The 24,620-nt window shown below is 58.7% G+C and carries 24 protein-coding genes; 12 read left to right on the top strand and 12 right to left on the bottom strand.

The annotated features are described in order from the left end of the window. Positions 1 to 69: 69 nt before the first annotated feature. Positions 70 to 1,218, top strand: a complete 1,149-nt coding sequence (gene qmoC, locus R6V78_RS15575) for a quinone-interacting membrane-bound oxidoreductase complex subunit QmoC (RefSeq protein WP_410290296.1) — start codon at positions 70 to 72, stop codon at positions 1,216 to 1,218. A gap of 65 nt (positions 1,219 to 1,283) precedes the next feature. On the opposite strand, the gene R6V78_RS15570 is transcribed toward qmoC, so the two are convergent. Next, positions 1,284 to 2,726 (bottom strand): RsmG family class I SAM-dependent methyltransferase, encoded by a 1,443-nt coding sequence (locus R6V78_RS15570; protein ID WP_410290295.1) that lies wholly within the window; start codon positions 2,724 to 2,726, stop codon positions 1,284 to 1,286. Between the two features lie 116 nt (positions 2,727 to 2,842). On the opposite strand from R6V78_RS15570, the gene R6V78_RS15565 reads away from it, so the two are divergent. The 5 genes from R6V78_RS15565 (at position 2,843) to R6V78_RS15545 (ending at position 7,923) form a co-directional block, all read left to right on the top strand. Beyond that, positions 2,843 to 3,625, top strand: a complete 783-nt coding sequence (locus R6V78_RS15565) for an RluA family pseudouridine synthase (protein WP_410290294.1) — start codon at positions 2,843 to 2,845, stop codon at positions 3,623 to 3,625. 16 nt (positions 3,626 to 3,641) lie between these two features. Then, complete coding sequence (locus R6V78_RS15560; protein ID WP_410290293.1) at positions 3,642 to 4,787, top strand: cysteine desulfurase family protein; 1,146 nt, start codon at positions 3,642 to 3,644, stop codon at positions 4,785 to 4,787. Positions 4,788 to 4,907: 120 nt separating this feature from the next. Next, positions 4,908 to 5,717, top strand: coding sequence for a peptidoglycan-binding protein (locus R6V78_RS15555; protein WP_410290292.1), 810 nt, complete (start codon positions 4,908 to 4,910; stop codon positions 5,715 to 5,717). A gap of 12 nt (positions 5,718 to 5,729) precedes the next feature. Then, on the top strand, positions 5,730 to 6,305 hold the full coding sequence (locus R6V78_RS15550; protein WP_410290291.1) for a hypothetical protein: 576 nt from the start codon (positions 5,730 to 5,732) through the stop codon (positions 6,303 to 6,305). Between the two features lie 61 nt (positions 6,306 to 6,366). Then, positions 6,367 to 7,923 carry a hypothetical protein gene (locus R6V78_RS15545; RefSeq protein WP_410290290.1) on the top strand — a complete coding sequence of 519 codons (1,557 nt, stop codon included), beginning with the start codon at positions 6,367 to 6,369 and terminating at the stop codon, positions 7,921 to 7,923. A 6-nt stretch (positions 7,924 to 7,929) separates the two neighbouring features. Here the strand turns inward: R6V78_RS15545 and R6V78_RS15540 are convergent, their stop codons facing one another. From R6V78_RS15540 to R6V78_RS15490, 11 genes are all read right to left on the bottom strand, one after another. Further along, entirely contained in the window at positions 7,930 to 8,358 is a 429-nt protein-coding gene (locus R6V78_RS15540) for a Fur family transcriptional regulator (RefSeq protein ID WP_410290289.1), read from the bottom strand. Position 8,359: 1 nt separating this feature from the next. Beyond that, the gene (locus R6V78_RS15535; protein ID WP_410290288.1) at positions 8,360 to 9,229 is read right to left on the bottom strand and encodes a metal ABC transporter permease; all 870 of its coding nucleotides are present in this window, start codon (positions 9,227 to 9,229) and stop codon (positions 8,360 to 8,362) included. Positions 9,230 to 9,232: 3 nt separating this feature from the next. Continuing rightward, positions 9,233 to 10,033, bottom strand: coding sequence for a metal ABC transporter ATP-binding protein (locus R6V78_RS15530; RefSeq protein WP_410290287.1), 801 nt, complete (start codon positions 10,031 to 10,033; stop codon positions 9,233 to 9,235). Continuing rightward, entirely contained in the window at positions 10,020 to 10,907 is an 888-nt protein-coding gene (locus R6V78_RS15525; RefSeq protein ID WP_410290286.1) for a metal ABC transporter solute-binding protein, Zn/Mn family, read from the bottom strand. The genes R6V78_RS15530 and R6V78_RS15525 overlap by 14 nt, the downstream gene beginning before the upstream one ends. Before the next feature lie 161 nt (positions 10,908 to 11,068). Continuing rightward, positions 11,069 to 11,821, bottom strand: a complete 753-nt coding sequence (locus tag R6V78_RS15520; protein WP_410290285.1) for a tetratricopeptide repeat protein — start codon at positions 11,819 to 11,821, stop codon at positions 11,069 to 11,071. Then, the gene (locus R6V78_RS15515) at positions 11,818 to 13,545 is read right to left on the bottom strand and encodes a BatD family protein (protein WP_410290284.1); all 1,728 of its coding nucleotides are present in this window, start codon (positions 13,543 to 13,545) and stop codon (positions 11,818 to 11,820) included. The genes R6V78_RS15520 and R6V78_RS15515 overlap by 4 nt, the downstream gene beginning before the upstream one ends. Further along, positions 13,545 to 15,335 carry a vWA domain-containing protein gene (locus tag R6V78_RS15510; protein ID WP_410290283.1) on the bottom strand — a complete coding sequence of 597 codons (1,791 nt, stop codon included), beginning with the start codon at positions 15,333 to 15,335 and terminating at the stop codon, positions 13,545 to 13,547. Before R6V78_RS15510 ends, R6V78_RS15515 begins: the two co-directional genes overlap by 1 nt. Then, positions 15,332 to 16,330, bottom strand: coding sequence for a VWA domain-containing protein (locus R6V78_RS15505; protein WP_410290282.1), 999 nt, complete (start codon positions 16,328 to 16,330; stop codon positions 15,332 to 15,334). Before R6V78_RS15505 ends, R6V78_RS15510 begins: the two co-directional genes overlap by 4 nt. A gap of 3 nt (positions 16,331 to 16,333) precedes the next feature. Beyond that, positions 16,334 to 17,035, bottom strand: coding sequence for a DUF4381 family protein (locus R6V78_RS15500; RefSeq protein WP_410290281.1), 702 nt, complete (start codon positions 17,033 to 17,035; stop codon positions 16,334 to 16,336). Then, complete coding sequence (locus tag R6V78_RS15495; RefSeq protein ID WP_410290280.1) at positions 17,032 to 17,922, bottom strand: DUF58 domain-containing protein; 891 nt, start codon at positions 17,920 to 17,922, stop codon at positions 17,032 to 17,034. Before R6V78_RS15495 ends, R6V78_RS15500 begins: the two co-directional genes overlap by 4 nt. A gap of 1 nt (position 17,923) precedes the next feature. Continuing rightward, positions 17,924 to 18,877, bottom strand: coding sequence for an AAA family ATPase (locus R6V78_RS15490; protein ID WP_410290367.1), 954 nt, complete (start codon positions 18,875 to 18,877; stop codon positions 17,924 to 17,926). Between the two features lie 332 nt (positions 18,878 to 19,209). Here R6V78_RS15490 and R6V78_RS15485 point away from each other — a divergent pair, with 332 nt between their 5' ends. The 6 genes from R6V78_RS15485 to R6V78_RS15460 all read left to right on the top strand — a co-directional run bounded on the left by R6V78_RS15485 (position 19,210) and on the right by R6V78_RS15460 (position 24,607). Continuing rightward, a complete protein-coding gene (locus R6V78_RS15485; protein ID WP_410290279.1) occupies positions 19,210 to 19,983 on the top strand; it encodes a nitrilase-related carbon-nitrogen hydrolase in 774 nt (257 codons plus the stop codon). A gap of 39 nt (positions 19,984 to 20,022) precedes the next feature. Next, positions 20,023 to 21,024, top strand: coding sequence for a TRAP transporter substrate-binding protein (locus R6V78_RS15480; protein ID WP_410290278.1), 1,002 nt, complete (start codon positions 20,023 to 20,025; stop codon positions 21,022 to 21,024). A gap of 140 nt (positions 21,025 to 21,164) precedes the next feature. Further along, positions 21,165 to 21,722, top strand: a complete 558-nt coding sequence (locus R6V78_RS15475) for a TRAP transporter small permease subunit (protein WP_410290277.1) — start codon at positions 21,165 to 21,167, stop codon at positions 21,720 to 21,722. Beyond that, the gene (locus tag R6V78_RS15470; protein WP_410290276.1) at positions 21,722 to 23,017 is read left to right on the top strand and encodes a TRAP transporter large permease; all 1,296 of its coding nucleotides are present in this window, start codon (positions 21,722 to 21,724) and stop codon (positions 23,015 to 23,017) included. The genes R6V78_RS15475 and R6V78_RS15470 overlap by 1 nt, the downstream gene beginning before the upstream one ends. 93 nt (positions 23,018 to 23,110) lie before the next feature. Continuing rightward, positions 23,111 to 23,815 carry a DUF2848 domain-containing protein gene (locus tag R6V78_RS15465; protein ID WP_410290275.1) on the top strand — a complete coding sequence of 235 codons (705 nt, stop codon included), beginning with the start codon at positions 23,111 to 23,113 and terminating at the stop codon, positions 23,813 to 23,815. Positions 23,816 to 23,824: 9 nt separating this feature from the next. Beyond that, positions 23,825 to 24,607 (top strand): LamB/YcsF family protein, encoded by a 783-nt coding sequence (locus R6V78_RS15460; protein WP_410290274.1) that lies wholly within the window; start codon positions 23,825 to 23,827, stop codon positions 24,605 to 24,607. The last annotated feature ends 13 nt before the right edge of the window (positions 24,608 to 24,620 follow it).

Raw genomic sequence — 24,620 nt, 5'->3', positions numbered from 1 at the left:
AATTGATCCGATGGAAAGGCGGTGAACGCCGCCTTTCCTTTCTATTTTTGCCAAGTGAGGAGGTTACCAATGGCGGATTCATATCTGGTCGATCCTGATGTGGCTTTTATTGAAGAAGTCAGCAGGCTGGGCGGCGCCGATGTCAAAAAGTGTTACCAATGCGCCACCTGCGCGGTGGCTTGTCCCATCTCCCCGGATACCAAGCCCTTTCCCAGAAAGGAGATGATCGCAGCATCCTGGGGATTGAAGGACCGGTTGATCGGCAGCGGCGATGTCTGGCTGTGCCACAACTGCGGTGACTGCTCGACGCTCTGCCCCCGCGGCGCCCAGCCTGGTGATGTGCTGGCAGCAGTACGTGCAGCCACGGTCATTGAATATGCCACGCCCAAAGCGTTGGCCAGGATGGTCAGCGATCCCAAAAAACTGCCCATCCTTCTGGCTATTCCGGCCGCGATATTTCTGGTGGTGGGCCTGCTGCTGAAGATGGTGGGTGTTGACTGGCTCAATTTCAACCCCACCGGTGACAATCTGTGGCAGGCGGACTACATCGGCAATTACCTGGTGGACATCATCATGATTCCCACCTTTTTCGGCGCCGTGGGTGTTTTTGCCCTGGGATTGAAGCGCTTCCTGGCTGATATGCATGCCAATGCCGTCAAGGAAGGCAAGACCGACAAGGAGAAGATCGATCCGGCCGGTTTCATCCAGGCCCTGATCAAAACGGTGCCGACGATCCTGAAGCACGATAAGTTCAATGAGTGCGGCGAAAACCGGGAACGTTCAACGGCCCATATGATGGTGCTTTTCAGCTTTATCGGCCTGTTCATTGTGACCAACGCCTTTTTTGCCGCCGAGTGGATTTTCCACATCGAAGGGCCCTACCGCCAGATCAACCCGGTCAAATGGCTGGCTAACATCAGCGGTATCGCCCTGGTGATCGGCGGTATCCTGCTGTTGAAAAACCGTCTGGTTAAAAAGGACCAGATATCCAGCTACTGGGATTGGTATTTGGTGGGAATGGTTCTGGCCCTTGGTGTGACCGGCATGCTGACCCAGATGCTGCGCCTGGGCGGGTTGTACGACCTGTCGGCCTTCATCTACTTTCTGCACCTGATCTTCATTTGGGCCCTGTTCGCCTACACGCCATTTTCGAAATTGGCCCATATCGTCTACCGCACGGTGGCCATGGGCTACCAGGAGTACAGCGGACGCAAATAGTCAGATCCGTTCAATGGGAGCGTTAAAAAAAGGGGGCGCACAGCGCCCCCTTTTTTTATAGTGTCTCATCGCCGGAGTGATCGCCGTCGCCATTCATATAGGGCCACTGCGGTGGCCACGGCTGCATTCAGGGACTCCACATCGGGCGCCATGGGGATGGCCACGGCATTCGCCTGCCACCGGGGAGGCAGTCCCGGGCCTTCCATACCGGTCAGCAGGCAAAAGGCTTCCGGAAAAAAGGCCTCAACCAGGGGTTGACCCGATGCGGCCAGGGCGATGACCGGCAGGTCCGACGGGATCTCGGACAAGGATGGGCCTTGAAACAACCGGGCGGAAAAGACGCTTCCAGCCGACGCTCGAACCGCCTTGGGATGGAACGGGTTGGCGCTTTCGGCCAGCAGAATGATCCGGTCCACCGCAAAGGCAACGGCAGAGCGAATGACGGCACCCACGTTTTCTGGGTCCTGAAACGGAACCAGCAGGCTGCATCCGGCCAGCAGGCCCTCTTCCGGCCGCCAGGATCCGAACTCGGGAAAAGTAAAAAGAACGATGGGATGTTTGGTTCCGAACACGTCCAACGTCTGAAAAAGTGCTGGTCCCAGTTGAAGCCATTCCAGATCGCCGGGCGCATCCGCTGGGGGCGCGTGGCGGTTGCCGGAACTGATCCAGGCCAGGCAGCGCTCGGGCAATCGTTCCATCACTTCGGCCACCAATGTGGCCCCGCAAACCAAGGTCTGACCCTGCTTTTTGACCCCGCGTCCGCCATGCAGTTTTTTCAGGCTTTTGAAAATTGCGTTGCTTTCGCTTTCGATGACCTTTACGCGGTGTTTTTCCATGGTTTGCGATCTTTCACCGGCTCCAATGGGCTGACTTTTTCTCCGATAGACCACCAGCCGGCGCCGGTGAGGGGTGTGGGGGATCTGGTAGGGGATATCTTCGGCCAGTTCATATGTCGAAGCAAAGGTTTTCGAGGCCGCTTCGATTTCCACGTCGCAGCGGGGGCCTTTCATGAAAATGACCCTCCCGTCCTGTATCAGGCAACCGGCTACCCGTGCCAGGGTGTCGGCGATGGGTTCGACGGCCCGGGTGATTACGCCGGCAACCGGCCGGTCGTAATCCGGGGCAATTCCACGTTCCACCACATCGATGCCGGACAGGCCCAGCGCAGAGACGACTGTCTTTAAAAAGTCACAGCGATTCCGACGGCTGTCGGCCAGCAGGATCTGCAGATCGGGCCGCAGGATTTTAAGGGGAATACCCGGCATGCCGGGGCCGGTGCCCAGGTCCAGCAACGGAGAAGGCAGCGGTGTGTGCAGGGCCGGCAGGATGGCGTCGGCGTAGAGTTTGAGCACCATGTTCTCAAAATTGCGGATACGGGTGAGGTTCAGATCCTCATCGTGGCGCCGCAGCAGCTGGTGGTAGCTCCACAGCTGCTTGAGTTGATTGGCGGCCAGGTTGATACCGCAGCGTTTCAACAGCGCATCCATTGCGTCTGGGCCGGGGAGCATATGTTTTGGCCGGCTGCTCTGTTTGCCGGAAGACCTTGTCCCGCTATGCGTCACGTGCTACTCCTTGGGGTCAAAAGAATGATGAAACAAGGACCTCCACGATCCGGATGGGAGCGATGAACACAACCCCCTGCAACACCACTCCGTGCCATTTATTCGATCCCCGATGGCCGGTATTGTTCGAAGATAACCATTTGCTGGCGGTTTATAAACCATCGGGATTGCTGGTGCAAGGGGATCGTACCGGCGATTTGTGCCTGCTGGATCTATGCAAGCACTGGCTCAAGGCGCGTTACCGTAAGCCCGGTAAGGTCTTCCTGGCCATGGTTCACCGACTGGATCGCCCGGTGGCCGGCGTGGTCCTGTTTGCCCGTACCTCCAAAGCAGCCGGTCGCCTGTCCAGGCAGTTCCGGGAACGGAGCGTGGAAAAGCAATACCTGGCCGTGGTCAGGGGCTCGGTAGCCGCTGGTTCCGAAAGGCTGATCCATCACCTTGAACGTCGAAAGCGCGTGAGCGTCGTGGTACCGGCACCCACGCAAAACAGCCAGGAGGCACGGCTGCGCTACGCGGTTCTGGCTAAGGACAACACCAAAAGCCTGCTGCGGATTGTCCTGGAAACCGGCCGGCGCCACCAGATCCGCATTCAACTGGCCCACATGGGGCATCCAATCCTGGGGGACATCCGCTACGGTGCCGGGACGCCGCTGCCCGATCGGCAGATCGCCCTGCTGGCCCATGCGCTCAGCGTGGATCATCCCATCCGGAATGACCGGTTGCAATTTTCCAGCCCGATCCCACTGCAATGGCCCTGGCCGGATGACGGATGGCCGGACAGCCAACGCCCCCCCTGGGATTGGCAAGCCTTTGCCCCGGGAATCGATTCAGTCCAATTCATGTAACGATCGGATGCCCATCATGATTCAACCCATCTACCTGGATTACAACGGCACCACGCCCATCGACCCGGAAGTGATTGCGGTCATGCGGCCATTTTTGGAAACCGAATTCGGTAACCCGTCCAGCTCGCACTGGTACGGTATCCGGCCCAAACGGGCCGTGGAGGCGGCCCGGCGGCAGGTGGCCGCACTGCTCAATTGCCGGCCGGAAGAGGTGTTCTTCACCTCCGGCGGCACCGAATCCAACAACCACGCCATCAAGGGCATGGCCCGGTCCCTGAAGGAAAAAGGCCGCCACATCATCACCAGCACCGTCGAGCACCCGGCAGTGCTGGAGGTGTGCCGATACCTGGAACGGGAGGGCTTCGCAACCACGTTGGTCGACGTCGACGACGCCGGCTTGCTCAGTGTGGATGCCATTGCCGCGGCCACCCGTCCGGACACGATCCTGATCTCGGTCATGCATGCCAACAACGAGGTTGGAACCATTCAACCCATTGCCGACATCGCTGCCCTGGCCCGACAGCAGGGTGTCTGCATCCACACCGATGCGGCCCAGAGCGTGGGCAAGATCGCTACGGATGTTCAAGCGATGAACGTGGACCTGCTCTCTGTGGCCGGGCATAAGCTGTACGCTCCCAAGGGCATCGGCGCGCTCTATGTGAGAAACGGTCTTCTTCCCGAAAAGTTCTGTCACGGTGCCGGACAGGAGAGGGACTGGCGCGCCGGCACGGAAAATGTGCTCGAGATCGTTGGGCTGGGAAAGGCCTGTGAGATGGCCGATCGAAGCATGCAAGAAAGCTTCCGGCACCTCAAAACAATGCGTGATCGGTTACACGAAGGATTGATCGCCCGCTTGGGTCATGTCCGCCTCAACGGCCATCCCGAAAACCGTCTGCCCAACACCCTGAGCCTCTCTTTTAAAGGCTTGGAGGCCAACCGCATTCTGGAAGAGATCGGTCTGGAAGTGGCCGCCTCGGCGGGCGCCGCCTGTCATTCCGACACCGTCATGCTCTCCCACGTCCTGGAAGCCATGCGGGTCCCCGTGGAATGGGCCAAGGGCACGGTGCGTTTTTCAACCGGCCGGATGACCACCACCGGGCAGATCGATCATGCCGTAGAGGTGGTGACGCGCGCGGTAAAGCGTCTGCGCGGTTCCGCCTGACAAGTTCTCTTTTCCCGAAAATATTACTCAACATATAACGATTCAAGCCGATAGCAACCATCAGCAAACCATTCACACCCATGTCAGTCGTTGATTCATTTTTTGAAAGGAGTTGGCACGTTGGAAGATAAAAAGAAATTGATCAAGCGTGGATTGCTCGGCTGTGTGTTGCTCGGTTGTGTGTTGCTGGCTTTTGGCTGCATGAAAACGGTCAAAGGCCACTATTACAACCTCCAGGCCGATCAATATTACGATGGCGATCGGAAACAAAAGGCCTTTGAGATGTATTACCAGTCGGCCGGGAACGGCGTGGCCGATGCACAGTACATGGTTTCCCAGATGCTGCTTTCCGGGGATGGTGTCAGGGCCGATACGATGGAAGGCTTGCGGTGGCTGGAAAAGGCGGCCGCTCAGGATCACATCGAAGCGGCCAGGGATCTGGGCCTCTATCTGTTGGATGGCACCTTCGGCCGGCCCCGGGAACCAGAGCGGGGGCTCCTTTTTCTGGAACGCGCCGCTGCCGGGAACGATTCATTTTCGATGATGGCTCTGGGATACCTCAATTTTACCGGCTATGTGATTCCCAGGAATCCACAGGCAGCGGCCGACTGGTTCGGTCTGGCGGCCCAAAATGGCGAATCGATCCCCGGTGAATGGCAGGATGCCGGCTATCTGAATTCCGCCACGCCGCCTGCGGCCTACAATGCCAAAGCGGAATACCGGGCCCGGGTCAGACGCGCACAAACGGGTTTGAAGGCCTTGGGTTACTACAAAAGCAGCCTTGACGGCCTTCCCGGGCGTGGAACGGATGCGGCCGTCAAGCAGTTCCAGAAAGACCAGCAACTCGAGGTCAACGGGCAAATCGATGTGGCGCTGATGCGCCGCCTCTATCGATGCATTGTCTTTGATCCCCTGAACCGTCGGATGTAGGAGGCTGCCGTTATGATAAAAAAATTTCCGTGGGCCTGTTTTATCTCATTGGTCGTGTGTTTTTGGTTGTCTTCCCATCCGGTCCAAGCCGCCACGCAACAGATGGAAGCGAGTAAAGCCCAAAAAGAGAAGGAGCTGAGCAGCCTGGAAGGGCTTGCGAAAATCGTGGCTGACGAAATAGCGACCGCCAAGGCCGAAATGGCTCAGAACATGTCCACTACCGTCCAGAAGGTCGGGAAGTCCAAGGCCAATCCCGAAGGGCTGGTGACAACCGATGGCGGTGTGATGCACAGTCCCAGTCAGCATTGGAAGCTGGATGTTAAGAAGCTGCGTCAGGAATACCAGAATGCGGGCATCTACACCAAAGATGAAATCGAGACGATTGTCGAGTTTCACCAATCGTATGTCCAGAATCAGGGATTTACGGCCGGCATCGCTGAACAGCTGGCCAAAGTTGCCGAAGGCAAGGCCCAGCAGAGAACCATCCAGAAATATATTTCCAAGAAAAAACAGGAGATCAAGGACCTGGAAAACGCCCCGCAGGGAAACGATTCCGGCGGCGGCGGGGGTGGCGGCGGGGGGTATTAACTGACCATGCCAAAAACGGTCGACGGTGGTCATTGTTGATCTGCGCGAAGGGTGATTTTTGATGAAGTGTTCTTTCAGTATCATAATCGTCGTCATCGGTTCGTGCATGGCGCTTTCCTGTGCCGGGTTCAAGTCCGGTGGGAGTGGCGGGGCCGCCCGTTCCATGCTTGCGGAGTTTGGTTTTGAGGATGTGATGGCTGAACTGGACATCATGGAGCCGGCCACCGATGCGGTCTACCCGGTCGATCTGGCGGCTCCCCTGTTTCACTGGCAGGGGCCGGCCACCGGCCGCTGGCTGCTGAAGGTGACGGCAACCGGCCTGGACCGTCCGTTCTACATGGCCGCCTTCGGCAATCCCTGGGTTCCGCCCGGCCAAGACTGGGATCAGATCAAAGCCCTTGCTCCGGATAGGCCACTGGAACTGACCGTGTTTCAGCTCGCTGGCCGGCGGGCGGTGGCCCGGGGCACGGTTCGCTTTACCGTCTCCCCGATACCGCTGGCGTGCCGCGTCGTTTACCAGGAACTGCCGGTGCCTTTCAGCTATGCTGAAAAACATGTGGATCAGTTCCGCTGGCGCTCCCTGAGGCCGGGTGCGACCACCCCGCCGGCTACCGTGCTGGAAAAGGTCCCCTACTGCGCCAATTGCCACACCTTTTCACCGGATGGCGCTGTTTTCGGCCTGGATATGGACTATCGCGGAGATCGGGGTGGCTATGTGCTGGCCGATGTCGCTGGAAAAATGGAGCTGCGGCGCAGCGATGTCATCTCCTGGAATGATTACCTGCCGGGCCAGGGAGAGGTCAGCCGGGGATTGTTTGCCAGGATTTCACCCCTTGGCGATTATGTCATCGCCAGCGCCAAGGAGCGGCCCTTCCTGGTTCGCATCGACGACCCGGCCTATTCCCAGCTCTTTTTTCCCTTGAGCGGCCATCTGGTCTATTACTCCCGTCGCACCGGCGACATCCGGGCCTTGCCGGGAGCCGACCACCCGGATGTGGTGCAGACCAATCCGACCTGGAGTCCCGATGGCAGGACCATCGCCTTTGCCCGGGCAAAGGCGCCGGAAAACCTGTGGGCTGCGCTGGGGGGGAAGAAACTGCTCGATGCCGCTTCCGGAGAGGATATCCACGCGCTGAATCAGAAATATCGCATGCAGTTCGATCTGTGGCAGGTGCCCTTTGCCGCCGGTGCCGGCGGCCGGGCGACACCCCTTGCCGGAGCGAGCGACAACGGCAAAAGCAACTACTTTCCGCGCTATTCACCCGATGGCCGCTGGATCGTTTTCTGTCAGAGTGATACAGGTCTGGTCTCCCAACCCGGCAGCCGGCTGATGATCGTTCCCGCCGGCGGCGGGACCGTACGCGCGATGACCTGCAATCGCAACGAACTGAACTCATGGCACAGCATCTCGCCCAACGGCCGTTGGATGGTGTTCTCATCCAAACCCGATGGCTCGCGACTGACACGGGTCTATCTGACCCATCTGGACGACGACGGCCGGGATACGCCGGCCATCCGGCTGCATCGCATCGGAACGCCGGATTTTGCCGCCATCCTGCCCGAAGCCGTGGGTCTTGCGGCAGATGCCTTCAAACAGGTCCGCCTGGTAGAGCCCTGATCCCCCTTATTTCATGCAGTTTTTGCAGATGCCGTCCACGCGCACTTCGACCTTGTCGATACGGCCGGGAAACGTTTTCCACAGCGTAGCGCTATCCACATTCAGGCTGTCCGGCCTCAAACAGTCCATCTGGCCACAGCGCTTGCAGTAAAAATGGGGATGGGGGTGGTGGTTTTCATTGGGCGCCATGCCATAGTAAAAAGCCCTGCCGCCGGTGCTGATTCGATCCACCAGTCCGTGTTCCACCAGCAGTTCCAGGATGCGGTAAACGGTGACCCGGTTGATGCTGCAGCGCCGCTTCAGGGTTTGGTAGATATCGGCGGCGGAGAGGGGGTAGCTGTTGTTGCCGACCACTTCGAGCACATGCAGCCGGTTGTCGGTTGCACCCAGATCCGTAGCGTTCAGCAGGTCCTCGTAATTGCATTGATTGCACATGTCAGCTCCTGTGCGTATCCACGGCGATATTTTTGGGCGGAACCCGGGATGGTGAGGAATTTCTGCGGCCTGAAATCAATGGTTCGACCAGCAGGTTCAAGAAGAAAAAGAGGCCGGCCACCATGATGACGGAAGCTCCCGAGGTGAGGTCGAAGGCGTAGGAAAGCCACAGTCCGGCAATGGTGAACACGACACCCAACACACTGGATCCGATCATCATCTGCAGCATGGAGCGGGCATGCTTTTCCATAATAAAGGGTGGAATGGTCAGCAGGGCGATCACCAGGATCAGCCCCACCACCTGGATGACCATCACCACGGTGACGGCCAGCATGCCGATGAGCAGAAAATACAAGGCGGTCACCGGCACCCCGCGAATACGCGCGAACTCTTCGTCGTATGACAGGGCCAGCAGGTCCTTGTAGTAGATGGCCACCAGGACGACAATGCACAGCCCCATGACCACCATGATCCACAGATCCATCTCCGGCACGGTCAGGATGCTGCCGAACAGATAGCTCATGAGGTCCACGTTGTATCCGGGACTCAGGTCGATCAGGATGATGCCGCAGGCCATTCCCAGCGCCCATATAACGCCGATGATGGTGTCAGCGCGGTGCTTGGCTTTCAAGGTGACTGCGGCCATGATTGTGGCTGCCGCCAGGGAAAAACCCAAGGTGCCCGCCAGGTAGGGCAGATTGAAGTAAAAGGCCAGGCCAATACCACCATAAGCCGCGTGGGCGATACCGCCGGACAGGAAAACGATGCGGTTGACCACCACCAGCGTTCCCATTATCCCGCAGATGATGCTGGCCAGCAGGCCGGCGGCCAGGGCATTGCGCATGAACTCGAACTGCAGGGCCTCGACCATCGGTCACTCCTTGTGATGCTGCAGCACCCGATGGGGCAGGTGGCCGTGGGTGACCAGTTCTACGGGACAGACCGCTTCCGTGGTGCATGGATACATGATTTCGAGCATGTCGCCGGTTATCTCCGCCTGTTTATGATGATGCAGCCGGTGATTCACGCAAGCGACGGACTTGACGTAGGTGGAGATCACCAGCAGGTCGTGGCTGACCACTACAATCGTGACCTCTCGATTCAATCGTTTGAGCAGTTGGAAAAATTCCGTCTGACCCTTGGCATCAATGTTGGCCGTGGGCTCGTCCAGCAAAAGCAGCCGGGGTCGGGTCACCAGGGCACGGGCAATGAACACCCGCTGACGCTGGCCGCCTGACAGCTCGCCGATGCGCCGTTGGCTGAAGCCGGCCAGGTCAATTCGGTCCAGGGCCTCCAGGGCATCCTTGCGGTCTTGCCTGGCGTTTTTTGACCATCTTTTTCCGGGGGCCAGTTTCCCCATGAGTACCACGTCCATGGCGGTAATGGGAAAGCTGCGATTTACGTGGACATCCTGGGGTACGTAGCCGATATGGTGAGAAACGCGCGCCGCCGGTTCTCCCATAACCCGGATGCGTCCCTGTTCGGGTTTGAGCAACCCCAGGATCAGCTTGAGCAGGGTGGTTTTACCGCCGCCGTTGGGCCCGATCATGGCGATGAAATCCCCCTCGCAAACCTCCAGATTGATCTCCTCGAGCACCCGCTGCCCATTATAGGCGAAGGCAAGGTTCTCTATCTGGATAATGGGCGTGTTGATGACGCAATCATTTGAAAACATTTTTAAATTCCTCGGCAGTGCGCCGCAGATTGACATCCCAGTCTCCGGCCAGTGGATCGACAAAGACCACGCGCCCATCGATTGCTCTGGCTATCTGCTGGGCACTTTTCGATGAGAACTGGGGTTGCGCGAAAATCACTTTGATCCGATTGGATCGCGCATGTTCGATCAACGCCTTGAGTTGGGCCGGTTTGGGGCTTTTGCCTTGGATTTCGATGGGTACCTGCTTAAGTCCATAGGTATGGGCAAAGGTGCCCCATGAGGGATGAAACACCATGAACGCAGATCCCTTGAAGGCATCGAAGGTCGTCCTCAGGTGGGTGTCCAGGTCGACGATGTCCAGCATAAAATCACGGTAATTGGCCTCGTAGGTCGAACGATGGGATGGGTCGGCGGCCTGCAGTGCCGTGAGGATCGATCGGGCCTGCAGCATCACCAGGGGCGGGGACAGCCAGATGTGGGGGTCCAGGCTGTCGGGATGGTGATGCGCCTCTGCATGGCCATTTTCGCCGTGGTCATGGGCGGCCATGGGCAGTTTTAGGATCCCATGATCCGTGTAAACGACCTGCATGCGCGGGTTCACGGCGGTGATTTTTTCCAATTTAGCGGTTTCAAACTCAATGCCGATGGCAAAGTAAAGGGCCGCTTTGGAAAGGGCCACCATCTGCTGTGGTTTAGGCTCGTAGGTGTGTGGATCTGCGCCGGCTTCCACCAGAACCTGCACATCCACCAACTCCTTGCCAATTTGTTGCACGAAGTAGGCCTGGGGGGCGATGCTGACGAAAACAGGAATCCGATCGGCGGCCCATCCAGAGGCGGTAATTCCATATAAAATTGATAAAACGGTAAAAATGGATGTCCTGAGATAAATCATCGCCTACCTCTGAATTCAGGTGGAATTTTAATTCCGGAGCAAAATGACCTGATGCAAATCTATTGCATCGGATGGGATTTGGCAAGGATGAAATGCAAAAAATCAGTTTGGAGCACGGCGGTTGCCCGGCACGCCGCGCTCCTATGGGGAAATACCTCCCATCAGATCATGCCGGCATCACGCTTCTTCACCCAGCCGATCTTGTCTGCGGTGTAGCGGATGAGAAGATAGTCACCGGATTCCCGTTCCACGCGAACTTTGGTGCCGGCGTGCAGGACGAAGAGCTGGGTGGCGCTGTCGGCAAAACCGGAGCGAACGGCAGCGTTTTCAGGCAGAATGATCGCATGGCGGACACGGGCGGCATCGATGTAGTTGAAGAGGGCCGTCGCACTGAAGATCAGCGTGGCGGCAGTGGCTAGGATGGTGCTTGGGCGCAGGAGTCGTTTTTTACGGATGGTCAGCACAGTAAGGGCGCTCCACAGGACGGTGTTGAGCATCAGGGCGATCCAGCGCACGTTTTCAGGACTGAGCTGGTATTTCCAGAAAAACAGAATGCGCCACAGGGGCGACGACTGCTCGCCGCGCTCGTCCTTGGTCAGCGTCAGGGCGTAGTCATGGTTGAAGCGCAGGTCCGGGTCGTCGGGGAGGTGTTTCCTGGCGCGCTCATACCACAAAATAGCGCGGCCCAGGTCGCCGTTTTTCAGGTAGGCGTTGCCCAGGTTGTAGTACAGCCGGGCGTTGTCGATCCCGCCTTGGGTGAGCTGTTCAAAGGCGCTGATGGCCGCCGGCCAGTCCCCCTGGCGGTAGGCCGCGGTGCCGTCCATGAAGGTACGTGCATTTTCGGATGCCATGCTGCCGGTGGCGATCGAAAGAAAAAGCAGCAGCCCTGCGGCGGTCCTGTTCCAGCGTTTCATTGCGCAAGCCTCCGTACCGTCTGCCGGGTCTGGTCCAGCAGATCGGCCCTTTTGGCGATGTCCAAGGTGCTGCCCGAGTAGTTGAAGGATTCGATCTCCTCAAGCAGCCTTGCGGCAGCATCGGCATCTTCCATTTCCCAGCCGATTTCGATCAGCCGCGTTCGGGCCTCGGTCCAGGTGAGGGCGGCACCCGTCACGCCCCGCCGGCCCAGGATGGCGGACACCAGTGCGCGATAGAGGGCCGAGAGAAAGTCGGCATCGCTAGTGTCGCCGGCTGACGCGGTTTTCAGGGCCTGCCTAGCCCGCTCAGCCATGATCCGACCCGGCGAGTCATCTCTCCGGGTCAGGCGTATCGCCGCGCAGGTGACGGCAAAGCCCAATACCGGCAGCACCATCAGCACCCCGAACAGCAGGGGGGACATCTGGTGGCGGGTTTTCAGCGCCTCCAGGCCTTCCTTGAGAGGCAGGATGTCCCGGCCGGTGAATTCCACCCGATTTTTCAGCCTGGGCATCTGGTCCGGTGCGGCTCGGAAGACATCGATGTCGGCAGTTGCCGCCTCGGAGGGGGACACACGAATAGCCAACGCTGACGAAATCAGGGTCCGGTAGTCACCCTGGTCCACGTCGAAGTAGGTCAGCCGGACAGGGTCGATGCGAAAATGGCCTGCCTTTACCGGCACCAGGGCCGTGCGGAAGGTTTTGCTGCCCGTGGTGCCGTCGGCGTCATTCTGAATCGTTTCCTCTGGATTGTCTGCGTAGGTTTTGAAATCCACCGGTGTGGCAATGGCCGGCGCTGCGGCGTCCATGATGTTGCCGCGGCCGCTGACGGTGACGGCCAAGGTGGTGGAGTCGCCCACCTGGAGGTCGGTTTTGTCCAGCACGGCGCTGAGGTCGAAGCGCCCCACCAGGCCGGAGAAGACGGTTCCCGGCGGCCTGGTGGGAAGGTCGCGAACGGTCACTGTGACGGGATCGGACTGCAGCATGCGGGTGGTCATTTCCGTGCGTCCGAAAAAGGCATCCATGCCGGCGAAGGGGCGCGGCCGGCGGCTGCGCTGGACCAGTCCCACCTGGAGCACCGCCGGTTCAATGGTCTGCGGCCCGGTCTTTACGGGCACCAGGATGAAAATCACCTCGGTAACGATGAACTCCCGACCGTTGATCACCGTCCGGTAAGACTTGCGGTCTTTGACTTCCTCGGCGTGGAATCCGGTAAATTCCGGGGCCTGAAACTTGGCGTCGGCCACCTGGACGGCATTGAACAATCGGAAGGTATAGATGACCTGCTGACCGATCCAGGGGGAGGCGGTCGAGACGGTCGCCGTCACGTACACATCCCTCTGACCGCTGTCGGCAGGGGGGTCCTGGGAGACTGTGATGCGGATGGGCGTTGTATGGTGCGCCTTACCGTCAATGATCACGGGAATGGCCGAGATGGTCAGGCTGCCGGCCTTTAACGGAATCAGCACATAATTGTAAATCAGCTGGCGGGAAGTGCGGCCGTTGATCATCTGGAAGCTGCTGGTGGAGCCGCGGGAGATGGTCTTGAAATCGGTCAGTTTGGACAGATCGACCTCCCCGTCACCCCCTTCGATGGTGACCTGAAGGTTTATGGATTCACCCACTGTGGCCTGGTCACGGTCCACCATGGCGCTCACGGTGGCTGCATCGGCAGTCACGACAGCCGTCAGAAGCACCAAAAGGGTTATAACCAGTGTTCTGCCCATTACCAGTCTTTCTCCACCCGCTGGGAATCGGTGCCGGGCATCAACGCTCTGCCCGGCTGATCCTGCAGGCGGTTGAGCATCCGTTCGGCCTGTCCGGTATCCTCGGTCTGCTCGCCTGGCTGGGCTTGCTGCGGTTGAGCGGCAGCCGGTTGATCATTTTTGGGCTCACCGGATTGAGCGGCCTGCTGCTGCTGAGGGTTCATTTGATCCCCGAATTCATGTTTTTGCTCGGCCTTGCCACCCTCCTCGGATGGATCGCGTTGCTGCTGATCCTTCAAATCCTCTTCATCCCGCCCGCTACCGGGCTGGGATGCATTTTGTTGATCCTGATTTTCTATGTTCTTGTCGGGCTTATTCTGATCGTCACCGGATTGTTTTTCTTGCTGCTGTTCCAGGACTTTTTTGACGAATTCCATATTCTCTCTGGTCAACCGGTCGTTCGGATCCATGGCCAGCGCTGCCTCATAGTGGTCGAGAGCCGCTTTGACGTTGCTGCGCCTATATTCGGCGTTGCCCAGATTGTACAAGGTTTTGTGTTTCAACCCCTTGTCGGCTGTCTCGAGCACTTTTTCATAGTATTCGACCGCCGCATCGAAGTTTCCGGTTTTATAATAGGCGTCGGCCACGTTGTAAAGTGATTCGGGTTTATCCGGGGCATCCAACTGGGCATCGGTGAAGTGCTTGAGGGCTTTTTCAAAATTACCCGCCGCGTAGGCGTTGATGCCTTCGCTGGTATCATTGGCCCGGGCCGGCGCTGCCGGCATTATTGTCAGGGCCAGCAGCAATGCCGACATCACATGCTTGCGGGCCACGGGCAGCATCAGCTCGGCTACCAGGCATGCCAGGGCCAGGGCCAGGGGCCACTGGAAACGGTCTTCCCACACCTGCTTGCGGCCGGAAGTGAGCGTCTCCGCCTCCATTGTGCGGCGGATCTCGTCGGTGTAAATGGCATCCAGGTCCATGTCCCCGGCCACGGAGCGCACGTAGGCGCCGCCCGTGACGACGGCCATTTTTTTGAGGGTGTTCTCGTCCAGTCGTGAGAGGACGATCTGTCCGAAACGGTCCTTTTTGAACCCTCCGGCCGCCTCGGGTATGGGCACGCCTTCGCTGCCGCCTACGCCGATGCAAAAGAGCTTGATCCCATTTTCTTTCAAGGCCTCCGCGGCTTTCAGTGGGTCGCCGTCACCGGTGTTCTCTCCGTCGGTGATCAGAATGATGGCCTTGTCGGCGGCACCTTTGGGGTCGAAACCGTCTGTAGCCACCGTCAGGGCTCCGGAAATATCGGTGCCGCCCACCGGCAGGTAGTCCGGGGAGAGGGCATTTAAAAAGAGATTGAAGGCATCGTAATCCAGAGTCAGCGGGCACTGCAGGAAGGCGGTGCCGGCAAAGGCGACCAGCCCCACGCGATCGCCCCGGAGCATGGTCAACAGGTCGAACACCTCCCGCTTGGCCCGCTCCAGCCGGGAAGGAGAGATGTCGGCCGCGGTCATGGATCGGGAACAGTCCAGGGCGATGACGATGTCCACCCCGCGCTGGCGGATCTCCTGCCAACGGAAACCGTATTTGGGGCCGGCCAGGGCTACGGCGGTAAAAAGCACCGTTGCCGCCACCAATGTCCCTTTGATCCAGCGCCGGCGATCAGCCCTTTCCGGAACGATCACGGCCAATCCATGATTGGAGGCAAAACGGCGCAAAATGTCGCGCCGCCGGCGCATGCCGTAGACGACGGTCAGCACAAGCAGCGGTACGGCCCAGATGAAAAACAGCATTTCGATACGAAAAAAGCTCATGGGACGACCAGGTATCTCGTATGGCGCAGGATTACGTAAAGGGACAACAGAACGATGGCCGGGATCAGCAACCAGGGGTAGATCTCGCTGTAGTCGGCAAAGATATCCACCTTGACCTCGGTCTTTTCCAGTCGGTCGATGGTGGCATAGATCTGTTGCAGCCCCTCAAGATCCTCGGCACGGAAATAGAGTCCTCCGGTTTTGTCGGCGATGGACTTCAACGTCTCTTCATCGATGCTGACCTGCTGGTACACATAACGTTCACCGAAGAGGGGATCCTTGATCAGAAAAGGTGCCTTTCCCTGGGTGCCCACACCGATGGTATAGATCTTCACCCCCCTTAACACGGCAATCTCTCCGGTGTTTTCCGGGGACAGTTCTCCGGCGTTACTCTGGCCGTCGGTAAGCAGGATGATGATATTGGATTTGCTTTCGATGTCGGCCAGCCGTTTAAGGGAGATGCCGATGGCATCGCCGATGGCCGTGCGCTCTCCGGCTGCACCGATCTCCAGGCGGTCCAGGATGCTGACCAACGCGTTGTAGTCCCGGGTCAGGGGCAGTTGCGTGTAAGCGTGCGTGCCGAAGACCACCATGCCGATGCGGTCGCCGCTGCGTTTGGAGACGAACGCCTGGACCACCCCTTTGACCGCCTCCAGGCGGTTGATGACGCGTCCTTTATCCTTGAAATCGAGGGCGGCCATGCTTTCGGACAGATCAAGCGCCAAAACGATGTTGATTCCATCGGTGAGTATTTCCGTGCGTTCGGTGCCCCATTGGGGGCGGGCCAGGGCTATCACCATCAGGCACAGAACGGTGTATTTGATGGCTGGTACCAGCGGCCGCAAGCGCAGCGCCGGAGATGCCGGAATGCCAGCCACCGGAAACAGGGCGCTGCTGGCCATGGTCGGGGCATGGTGCCGGCGGTGGCGATACCCGGCCAGCAACGGCAACAGGAGCAGAAGCAGGAAAAACCAGGGTGAGGCAAATCGCAGCATGGGTTACCCCTCCCCCCGGACCGGCGTCGTGGAGGCTTGATTATCGCCGGTGCGGTTTTCCATAGCATGCTCCGGCGTGGTCCGACGCACGAACGCGCGGGCAAAAAGGAGGTCGGTTTCCATCTGCTTTTCCGCTGCCGCCACACTGCCGAACTTGATCGGATCCATGGCCCGGCAAAGCTGCTTCAACTGACGGGCCAGTTCCCGGTCGATGGGCAGCCGGTCGATGCAGGGCACGAACTCCTCGGTGGTCATCTCGGGCGCCCCGACGGCATAGCGGCCAAAGACATACCGGCGCAGGATGGCCGACAGGAAAAAATAGAAGGTTTTGCCGTGCAGTCCGCGCACGTCGCTGATCCGGTCCAGGGCCTGCATGGCGATCATCTCCGGCGGCAGTTCGGGAACAATGGTTAAAATGGTGCTGTTTTGTCGGGTTTTACGCCGCCACCACCAGGCCGCCGCCAGGATCGCCACGACAGCCAGGGCCGACAGTATGGGTATCAGCCAAGGCGCATCGAACCCCACCGGCACCGGCGGCCGGATGTCGTGGATGTCGGTCATGGGGGCCGCGGCGTCGGGGGCGGCCTGCCCGGCGGCGGGTGGTTGGGCGACGGGGATCGTCTCTTCCGCGCCCAGGACCGGCAGGACCAGCCAAAGTGCCAGCCACAGGATCAGCCCACTACCTAATTTTGCCGCCCGTCTCATCGTCTGCGTCGCTCCCGGTAGCGGAAATAGCGCACCAGGGCATCGGCGGCATCACCGTCGGTGGGCATCTCGATACAGTCCATGTCCATTGATTTGTGGGTCTGCAGGATACGATCGTGGACTGCCTGACGGCTGGCCCAAAACCGTTCGCGGGTAGTCCGGTCGGAGGCGTCCAGGTAACGCACGGCGCCGGTCTCCAGGTCCTTGAGGGCGACGATGCCGCCTTCGGGCAGACGGAATTCACCGGGATCGGTCACCAGCACGCTGACCAGTTCGTGCTTGCGGGCCGCCGAACGGATGCGCAGGGTGGCCTCGCGGCCGAAGTTTTCGGTGAGAAAATCGGAAACGAGAAAGGCCACGGTGCGCTTTCGGCATACCCGAGCCAGGAAATCAACCGCTTCGACGATATCGGTCCCGGTGTGCTCTGGCGCGAAGGTGAAAATTTCGCGGATGAGGCGCCACACATGGGCCGACCCCTTTTTCGGGGGGATGTAGCGCTCCACCTGATCGGTGAAAAGAATGGCCCCGGCCTTATCATTGTTGCGAACGGCGTTGAATGCCAGGATGGCGGCGATTTCCGCGGCAGTCTCCCGCTTGATGCTTTGCGTGGTGCCGAAGCGGCCGGACCCGCTCATGTCCACAAGAAGCATGACCACCTGCTCCCGTTCCTCACGGTAGCGTTTGATGAAGGGCTTTCCCATGCGGGCCGACACCTTCCAGTCGATGCTTTTCACCTCATCGCCGGGGGAGTACTCGCGGACCTCCTCGAACTCGATGCCCGCCCCCCGGAAGACCGATCGGTATTGCCCGGCCATCAGCGTGTTGACCACGCGGCCGGTCTTGATGTGGACTTTTTTGATTTTCTTAATGATTTCGGGAGAGAGCATATCACGGCACTTCCACCGAATCGAAGATACGGCCGATGATTTGATCGGTATCGATATCTTCGGCTTCGGCTTCGTAGGTCAACAGAATCCGATGACGCAGCACGGCCGGGGCGATGGTCTTCACGTCCTGAGGCGTCACATAGGCGCGGCCTTGAAGAAATGCATAGGCCCGGGCGGCCAGGCTCAGGAAGATGGTGGCCCTGGGCGATGCCCCGAACTGGATGTAGTTGGCGACTTCGATATTGTACGCTGCCGGGTTGCGGGTGGCAAACACCAGGTCCACGATGTAGTCTTTAAGCTTTTCGTCCATGTAGACGCGGTTGATCAACTGGCTGACGGCCAGGATTTCAACAGGATCCAGCACCGGCCGCACCGGCTGTTGGGTCTCGAAGCCGACCCGTTTCATGATCTCCTTCTCTTCGACCTTGTCCGGATAGTCGATGAGAATCTTGAGCATGAACCGGTCAACCTGGGCCTCGGGCAGCGGGTACGTGCCTTCCTGTTCGATGGGGTTCTGGGTGGCCATGACCAGGAAGGGGTCCGCCAGCGGAAAGGTGGTTTCGCCGATGGTAACCTGGCGTTCCTGCATGGCCTCCAGCAGCGCTGACTGGACCTTGGAAGGGGCCCGGTTGATTTCGTCGGCCAGGATGATGTTGTTGAACAGCGGGCCTTTTTTTATGCTGAAGTCACCGGTCTTGGGGCGGTAAATTTCCGTTCCCACCAGGTCGGCCGGCAACAGGTCGGGGGTGAATTGGATGCGTTTGAAATCGGCGTGGACCGTATCGGCCAGGGCTTTGACCGCGCTGGTTTTGGCCAGACCGGGCACCCCCTCGATAAGAATGTGCCCACGTGTAAACAGACCGATGAGCAGTCCGTCGACCAGCTCCCGCTGGCCCACCAGCACTTTGCCGATTTCTTCCCGGATCCGGTTGACCACGAGATGCTTTTCTTCGATCTGTGCTTTCAGTTCTTCCAGTGGCACGGCGTTCTCCTTTTGCCCAAGGGTCGGATCTGTATTCGTGCGAGTGGTATCCCGGCAGAGGCTTGTCGAGAATTAAATCAACGGGAAAATAAATAAGGAAGCGGGTATTGTCAAGGCGCTTGAAACCGATGGCAGGGCGCCGGCGGATCTCGGTTGAAGGCCAAATTGGATCTTAATTTTAAGAATGACGATCGAGTGACCGCAGCGTGTGCGAACTATATTTTGCTTGATGATAAACCTTGTGATAAAAAGACACGTGGTTGTCCGGTGACCCTTGCAGTCGACGCCCCAAAAGGATGTAAAGCATGAAAATCACCAGTATCCAGTTGGAAAGGCGGGAGATTTCAAAAGCGGAAGCCACGGCGCATGCCCTGGCACTGGTGGATCAGGCGTCGTCGAGTGATCTGATCCTGCTGCCCGAAATGTGGCCCTCCGGGTTTTTCCGTTTCGACCGTTACCCGGTCGATGCTGAACCCATCGACGGGCCGGTCGTCCTGGCGTTCAGGGACAAGGCCGCGGCGATACGGCGCCACATTCTGATGGGCAGTTTTGTTGAGCGGAATACAAAAGGGCTGTTCAATTCCAGCCTGCTGATCGACCCCCAAGGGAACGTGGCCGCCGTTTACCGCAAAATCCACCTGTTCGGCTACCAATCCAGCGAGCGCGATCTGCTCACCGGTGGCACGGAGGTGGTCGTGGCCGACACGCCGTGGGGGAAGGCCGGATTGGCCACCTGCTACGATCTGCGGTTCCCGGAACAGTTTCGTAAAATGGTCGATCGCGGGGCGGTTTTTTTCCTGGTGGTCTCTGCCTGGCCGGCGGTTCGCCTGGACCCCTGGGTTCTTTTTAATCGTGTACGCGCCATGGAGAACCAGGCTTTTCTGATATCGAGCAACTGCGCCGGCTCGGATGCCGGATCACTTTACGCGGGTCACAGCATGGTCGTCGACCCGTTGGGAAACATCCTGGCCCAGGGGGGGGAGAAGGAATGTATGATTACGGTGGAAATCGACATGGATCAAGTGGCGTCGGTGCGTAAAGAATTCAGTGCGTTGCATGACCGGGTCGATCTGGGGTAGATTTTGCCCAACTTAACCAATTTTGAAAGGAGTTTTCTCATGTCGAAAAAACTGTGGGTAGCATTCGGCCTGATCCTGTGTGTGGTGTTGATCGGAAATCCCGCGGCGGCTGTTGTGGAACTGAACATCGCCACCACCTACAGCGGCGCCAATATGCACGCTGAAACCTGCCGCGAATTTGCCAAGCGGATCAACGAGGCGCTGGCTGGAGAAGTCGTCCTCACGGTGCACGAAGGCGGGGCCTTGGGGCTCAAGGACGAAGACCGCTTCACGGCCGTGGCCGACGGCATTGTGCCGATTCAGAGCGTGCTGATGGGAGCCGCCGTGGGCACGTCACCGATTTTCGGTCTCAGCACCTCGCCCTTTCTGATCAAGAATTTCAAGGAGGCCAAACTCCTTTTGGATATTGTTCGGCCACAATACGATGCGGAGGCCAAAAAGTTCAACCAGATGATTCTGTATACGGCCCCCTGGCCGCCCAGCTCGATTCATGCCAACCGGCCCATCAAAACATACGCGGATCTGCAGGGACTGCGTATCCGGACCTATGACAAAAACGGCACCGAGGTTCTTAAAAAGGCCGGGGCCAACGCCGTCGTCATGTCCTGGGGGGATGTTTATCCCGCCTTGGCGACCAAGACCATCGACTCGGTTCTGACTTCGTCCCAGAGCGCGGTCGCCGGCAAGTTCTGGGAAGTGCTTTCCGACACCACCCGCGTCAACTTCGCCATTCCGCTGAACATGATCAATTTCAACCTGGACAGTTTCAATGACCTGACTCCCAAACAGCAGGCGGTCTTCGTGAAGATCGGCAAGGATATGGAAGTCCGCCAGTGGCAAATCGCCGAGGAAGCCATGGTTAATGATGAAAAAACCTGCGCCGACAACGGTATGACCATCACCACCGAGGTCTCCGATGAACTTGCCGCCAAACTGCGCGCCAGCGGTCAAGATGTCATTAACGACTGGCTGAAAAAGACGGGCAAGGTCGGTGAGGCGGTTCTGACGAAGTTTGACCAAGAACGCAAAACGCTCCAATAGCAAGATCGATTTTTCTACGGGGGCCGTAAGCTGCGGCCCCCTAATCATCTGTGCGTTTTCAGCTCCCCGCAAACGGCCGCAACTGCGCGACGCTGGCCTTAACGCGGGGGACTTGCAAGCGCCAATCCATGGATGCTGTCATGAACGCGTCACCCGAGGAGAGCAAACATCCGCTTTTTGCGGTTCTGGTGAACCCGATCAACCGGCTTTCCGATGTCGGTGCCATCCTGTCGGCCCTTATTTTTTCCGGAATGGTCCTGTTGATCCTGGCCGAGGTGATTATGAGAAACTTTCTGGGATCCTCAACCGAGGTTTCCGGCGAGTATTCGGGATACGCCCTGGCGGCCATGATTTATCTCGGAATGGGCTTTTCCTTCAGGGAGGATGCCCATATCCGCATCACTTTCCTGCGAGAACGGCTGGGGGCCATGAGCGCCTTCGTGTTGGAGGCCGGCTGCATGGTTTTTGCGATGGTCTTGTCCGGACTGTCGTGCGTTTTTATTTTTGAACTGGTCCTGACATCCAAAGGCCGCAATCTTACGGCCTACACGCCGGCCGAGACACCCCTTTATATCCCTCAGGCCATCGTTCTTGTCGGGATGGTCCTGCTGACCCTTCAAATCATCGGCCGTCTCACCGCCCTGATCGTCGGAGGGCTCCAACAATTCAAACTCACCCACGACGCCGGGAAGGGTTGATGAACGTTACGCTGGTTACAGTAATTGTATTGCTCTTCGGGCTGCTGGGGTCCGGCGTCTGGATCGCCATGTCGCTGATGGCCACCGCCGGTATATCGATGCAGCTCCTGACCAGCATGCCGGTGGCCAAGATCTGGGCGCAGGCCATGTGGAACAGTTTGAACAGCTGGTCCCTGGCAGCCTTGCCGATGTTCATTTTCCTCGGGGAGATGATTCTGCGCACGAGGATGTCCGATCTTCTTTTCGAGGGATTGCGACCGTTTGTTCAAATTATTCCCGGCCGCTTGCTGCACATCAACATCCTCGGTTCGGCTATATTTGCGGCCGTTTCGGGTTCGTCCCCGGCCACGGCGGCCACCATCGGTAAAATCACCCTGCATCAGTTGAAAGCAGATGGCTACGACAAACAGCTCAGCCACGGCTCCCTGGCCGGGGCCGGCACCCTGGGGCTGCTCATCCCCCCCAGCATCGTGCTGATCATTTACGGGGTGCTGGCCGAAGAGTCCATCGGTCAGTTGTTTATGGCCGGCGTGATTCCGGGGTTGCTGGTCGCAGGGCTTTGCATGAGCTACGTCATCGTCCGGGTCTTGCTGAACCCGAACCTGGCCCCGGTCAAAAGGGAAAAATTCGATCTCAAGGCCAAGTTTCGGGCGGTGGTCAAACTGCTGCCGGTGTCGACATTGATCCTCTTCATCCTGGGCTCGATTTATTCCGGCCTGGCCACCCCATCCGAAGCGGCGGCCGTCGGTGCCGTCGGGTCACTGGTCGCGGCTGCATTGCTGGGAGACCTGAAGTGGTCGAACCTGGTCGAGGCCATGAAGGGAACGATCAAAACCTCGGCCATGATCTGCTTCATTATCGCCGGGGCAAGTTTTCTGGCCGTGGCCATGGGCTACCTCAAGCTGCCGGCTCAAGTCGCGGCTTTCATCGGGTCCCTGGGCTTGAGCCCCTACATGTTGATCGCCATTTTGACCCTGTTCTACATGTTTCTGGGCTTTTTTCTCGACGGCATCTCAATGATCGTCATGACCCTGCCGATCACCCTTCCCCTGGTGGTTCAGGCGGGGTTCAACCCGGTATGGTTCGGAATCTTTCTGACGCTCGTCATCGAGGTCGGACAGATTACCCCCCCGGTGGGGTTCAATTTGTTCGTCATTCAGGGGTTAACCGGAGAGCGGCTGGAAAGCGTCGCCATGGCCGCGGTCCCTTTTTTCATGCTGATTTTTTTGGCCGTGATCCTGATAACCCTGTTCCCGATAATTGTCATGATACTACCGATGCAGATGGCGGGGTAACGGTTGTCTTTATACACCGCGTTGATTATTGTTGCACCGGGGTTCGTACCGTCGATAACGGTCAACAGTATACAGATAGGAAGGATGCCTGCCATGCGAGTCGAACTTGAGTTGACGGTCAAGCGGTTGAATCGTGAGCCTGAAAAGATCGTGTTCAGTGCCAAGCGGATGTTCAACGCGGGCTGGGTCGGCAGCGACCGCAAGGCTCTGCAGCACCACATCGATGAACTGGCAGAAGTCGGCGTCGCGGCACCGAAAAACATTCCCACCCTGCTGGCGTTGGGCAACCATCTGTTGACCCATAGCCGTCACATTCAGGTACACGGACCGCAGACGTCTGGAGAAGTGGAATGGGTGCTGTTGTGGCATCACGGAGAGATCCTGGTGACCGTCGGGTCAGATCACACCGACCGAAAACTGGAGTCGGTTTCGGTGGCCAAATCCAAGAACATGTGCCTCAACGTCATCGCCCGGGACCTGTGGCCCTATGAAGAGGTCAAGGACCATTTCGACCAGCTCCAGCTGCGCTGCACGGTCACCCGCAGCGGGAAGGTGTCTCTATACCAGGAGGATCGCTGCGGGGCGATCCTGCCTCCCGAATACTGGATCGAAGATCTTTATAAGCGTCTGGGAGGACTCGAGGACGGCCTGGTGCTTTTCTCGGGAACGATCGGTACGGTGGAGGGGCTGGTTGCCGGCGACGGATATGACTTTCAGCTGCACGACCCGGTTTTAAACCGCACCCTTGGCCATGGTTACACCTGCGAGGTGATGGCCGGTGCGATAGAGACCTTTTAGGGGGTGGGGATGGCAACGACAAGCATTGATCTTAACTGCGACATGGGTGAGAGTTTCGGTGCCTACAAGATTGGGATGGACGCGTCCGTGATCGCGTATATTTCTTCGGCAAACATCGCCTGCGGGTGGCACGCGGGCGATCCCATGGTGATGGATCGCACCGTCCGCATGGCCAAGGAACACGGCGTCAGTCCCGGCGCGCATCCCGGATATCCCGATCTGATGGGATTCGGGCGTCGGGAGATGAACCTGAGCCGCGATGAAATTCGGTCCTACATGATCTATCAGATCGGCGCACTGCAAGGTTTTTGTGCGGCCCACGGCCTGAAACTCAACCATGTCAAGCCTCACGGCAGCCTTTACCTGTCCGCCGTTGCCAACGAAGCGGTCGCCCGCGGGATCGCCGAGGCGATTACCGCCGTCGACCCGGACCTTTACTACATGGCGCTGGCCGGCCAAAAGGGCGAACTCGTCGCCGGCATCGGCAAAGCGATGGGCCTGAAGGTCATTCGAGAGGCTTTTCCGGATCGGGCCTACACCCCCGATGGCACCCTCGTACCCCGCAGCCGGCAGGGTGCGGTGATCAAGGATCCCGCCGAAGTCGCCGCTCGGGCGCTCCTGATGGCCCGGGACGGTGTCGCCGTGGCATCCGACGGGAGGCGGATCCCTTTGCGGGCCCAGACCCTTTGTGTCCATGGTGATACGCCGGGAGCCGTTGACCTGGTTCGGCAGATCCGCCAGACACTGGAAAACGAGAATATCCGGGTCGCCCCCTTCGCCGGCGGCCGGTAGCGGATGCAGTGGC

Source organism: Desulfosarcina sp. (assembly GCF_046496365.1).
GTDB lineage: Bacteria > Desulfobacterota > Desulfobacteria > Desulfobacterales > Desulfosarcinaceae > Desulfosarcina.
Note: the sequence above shows the minus strand (reverse complement) of the source record. Positions and strands in the feature narration are given on the sequence as shown.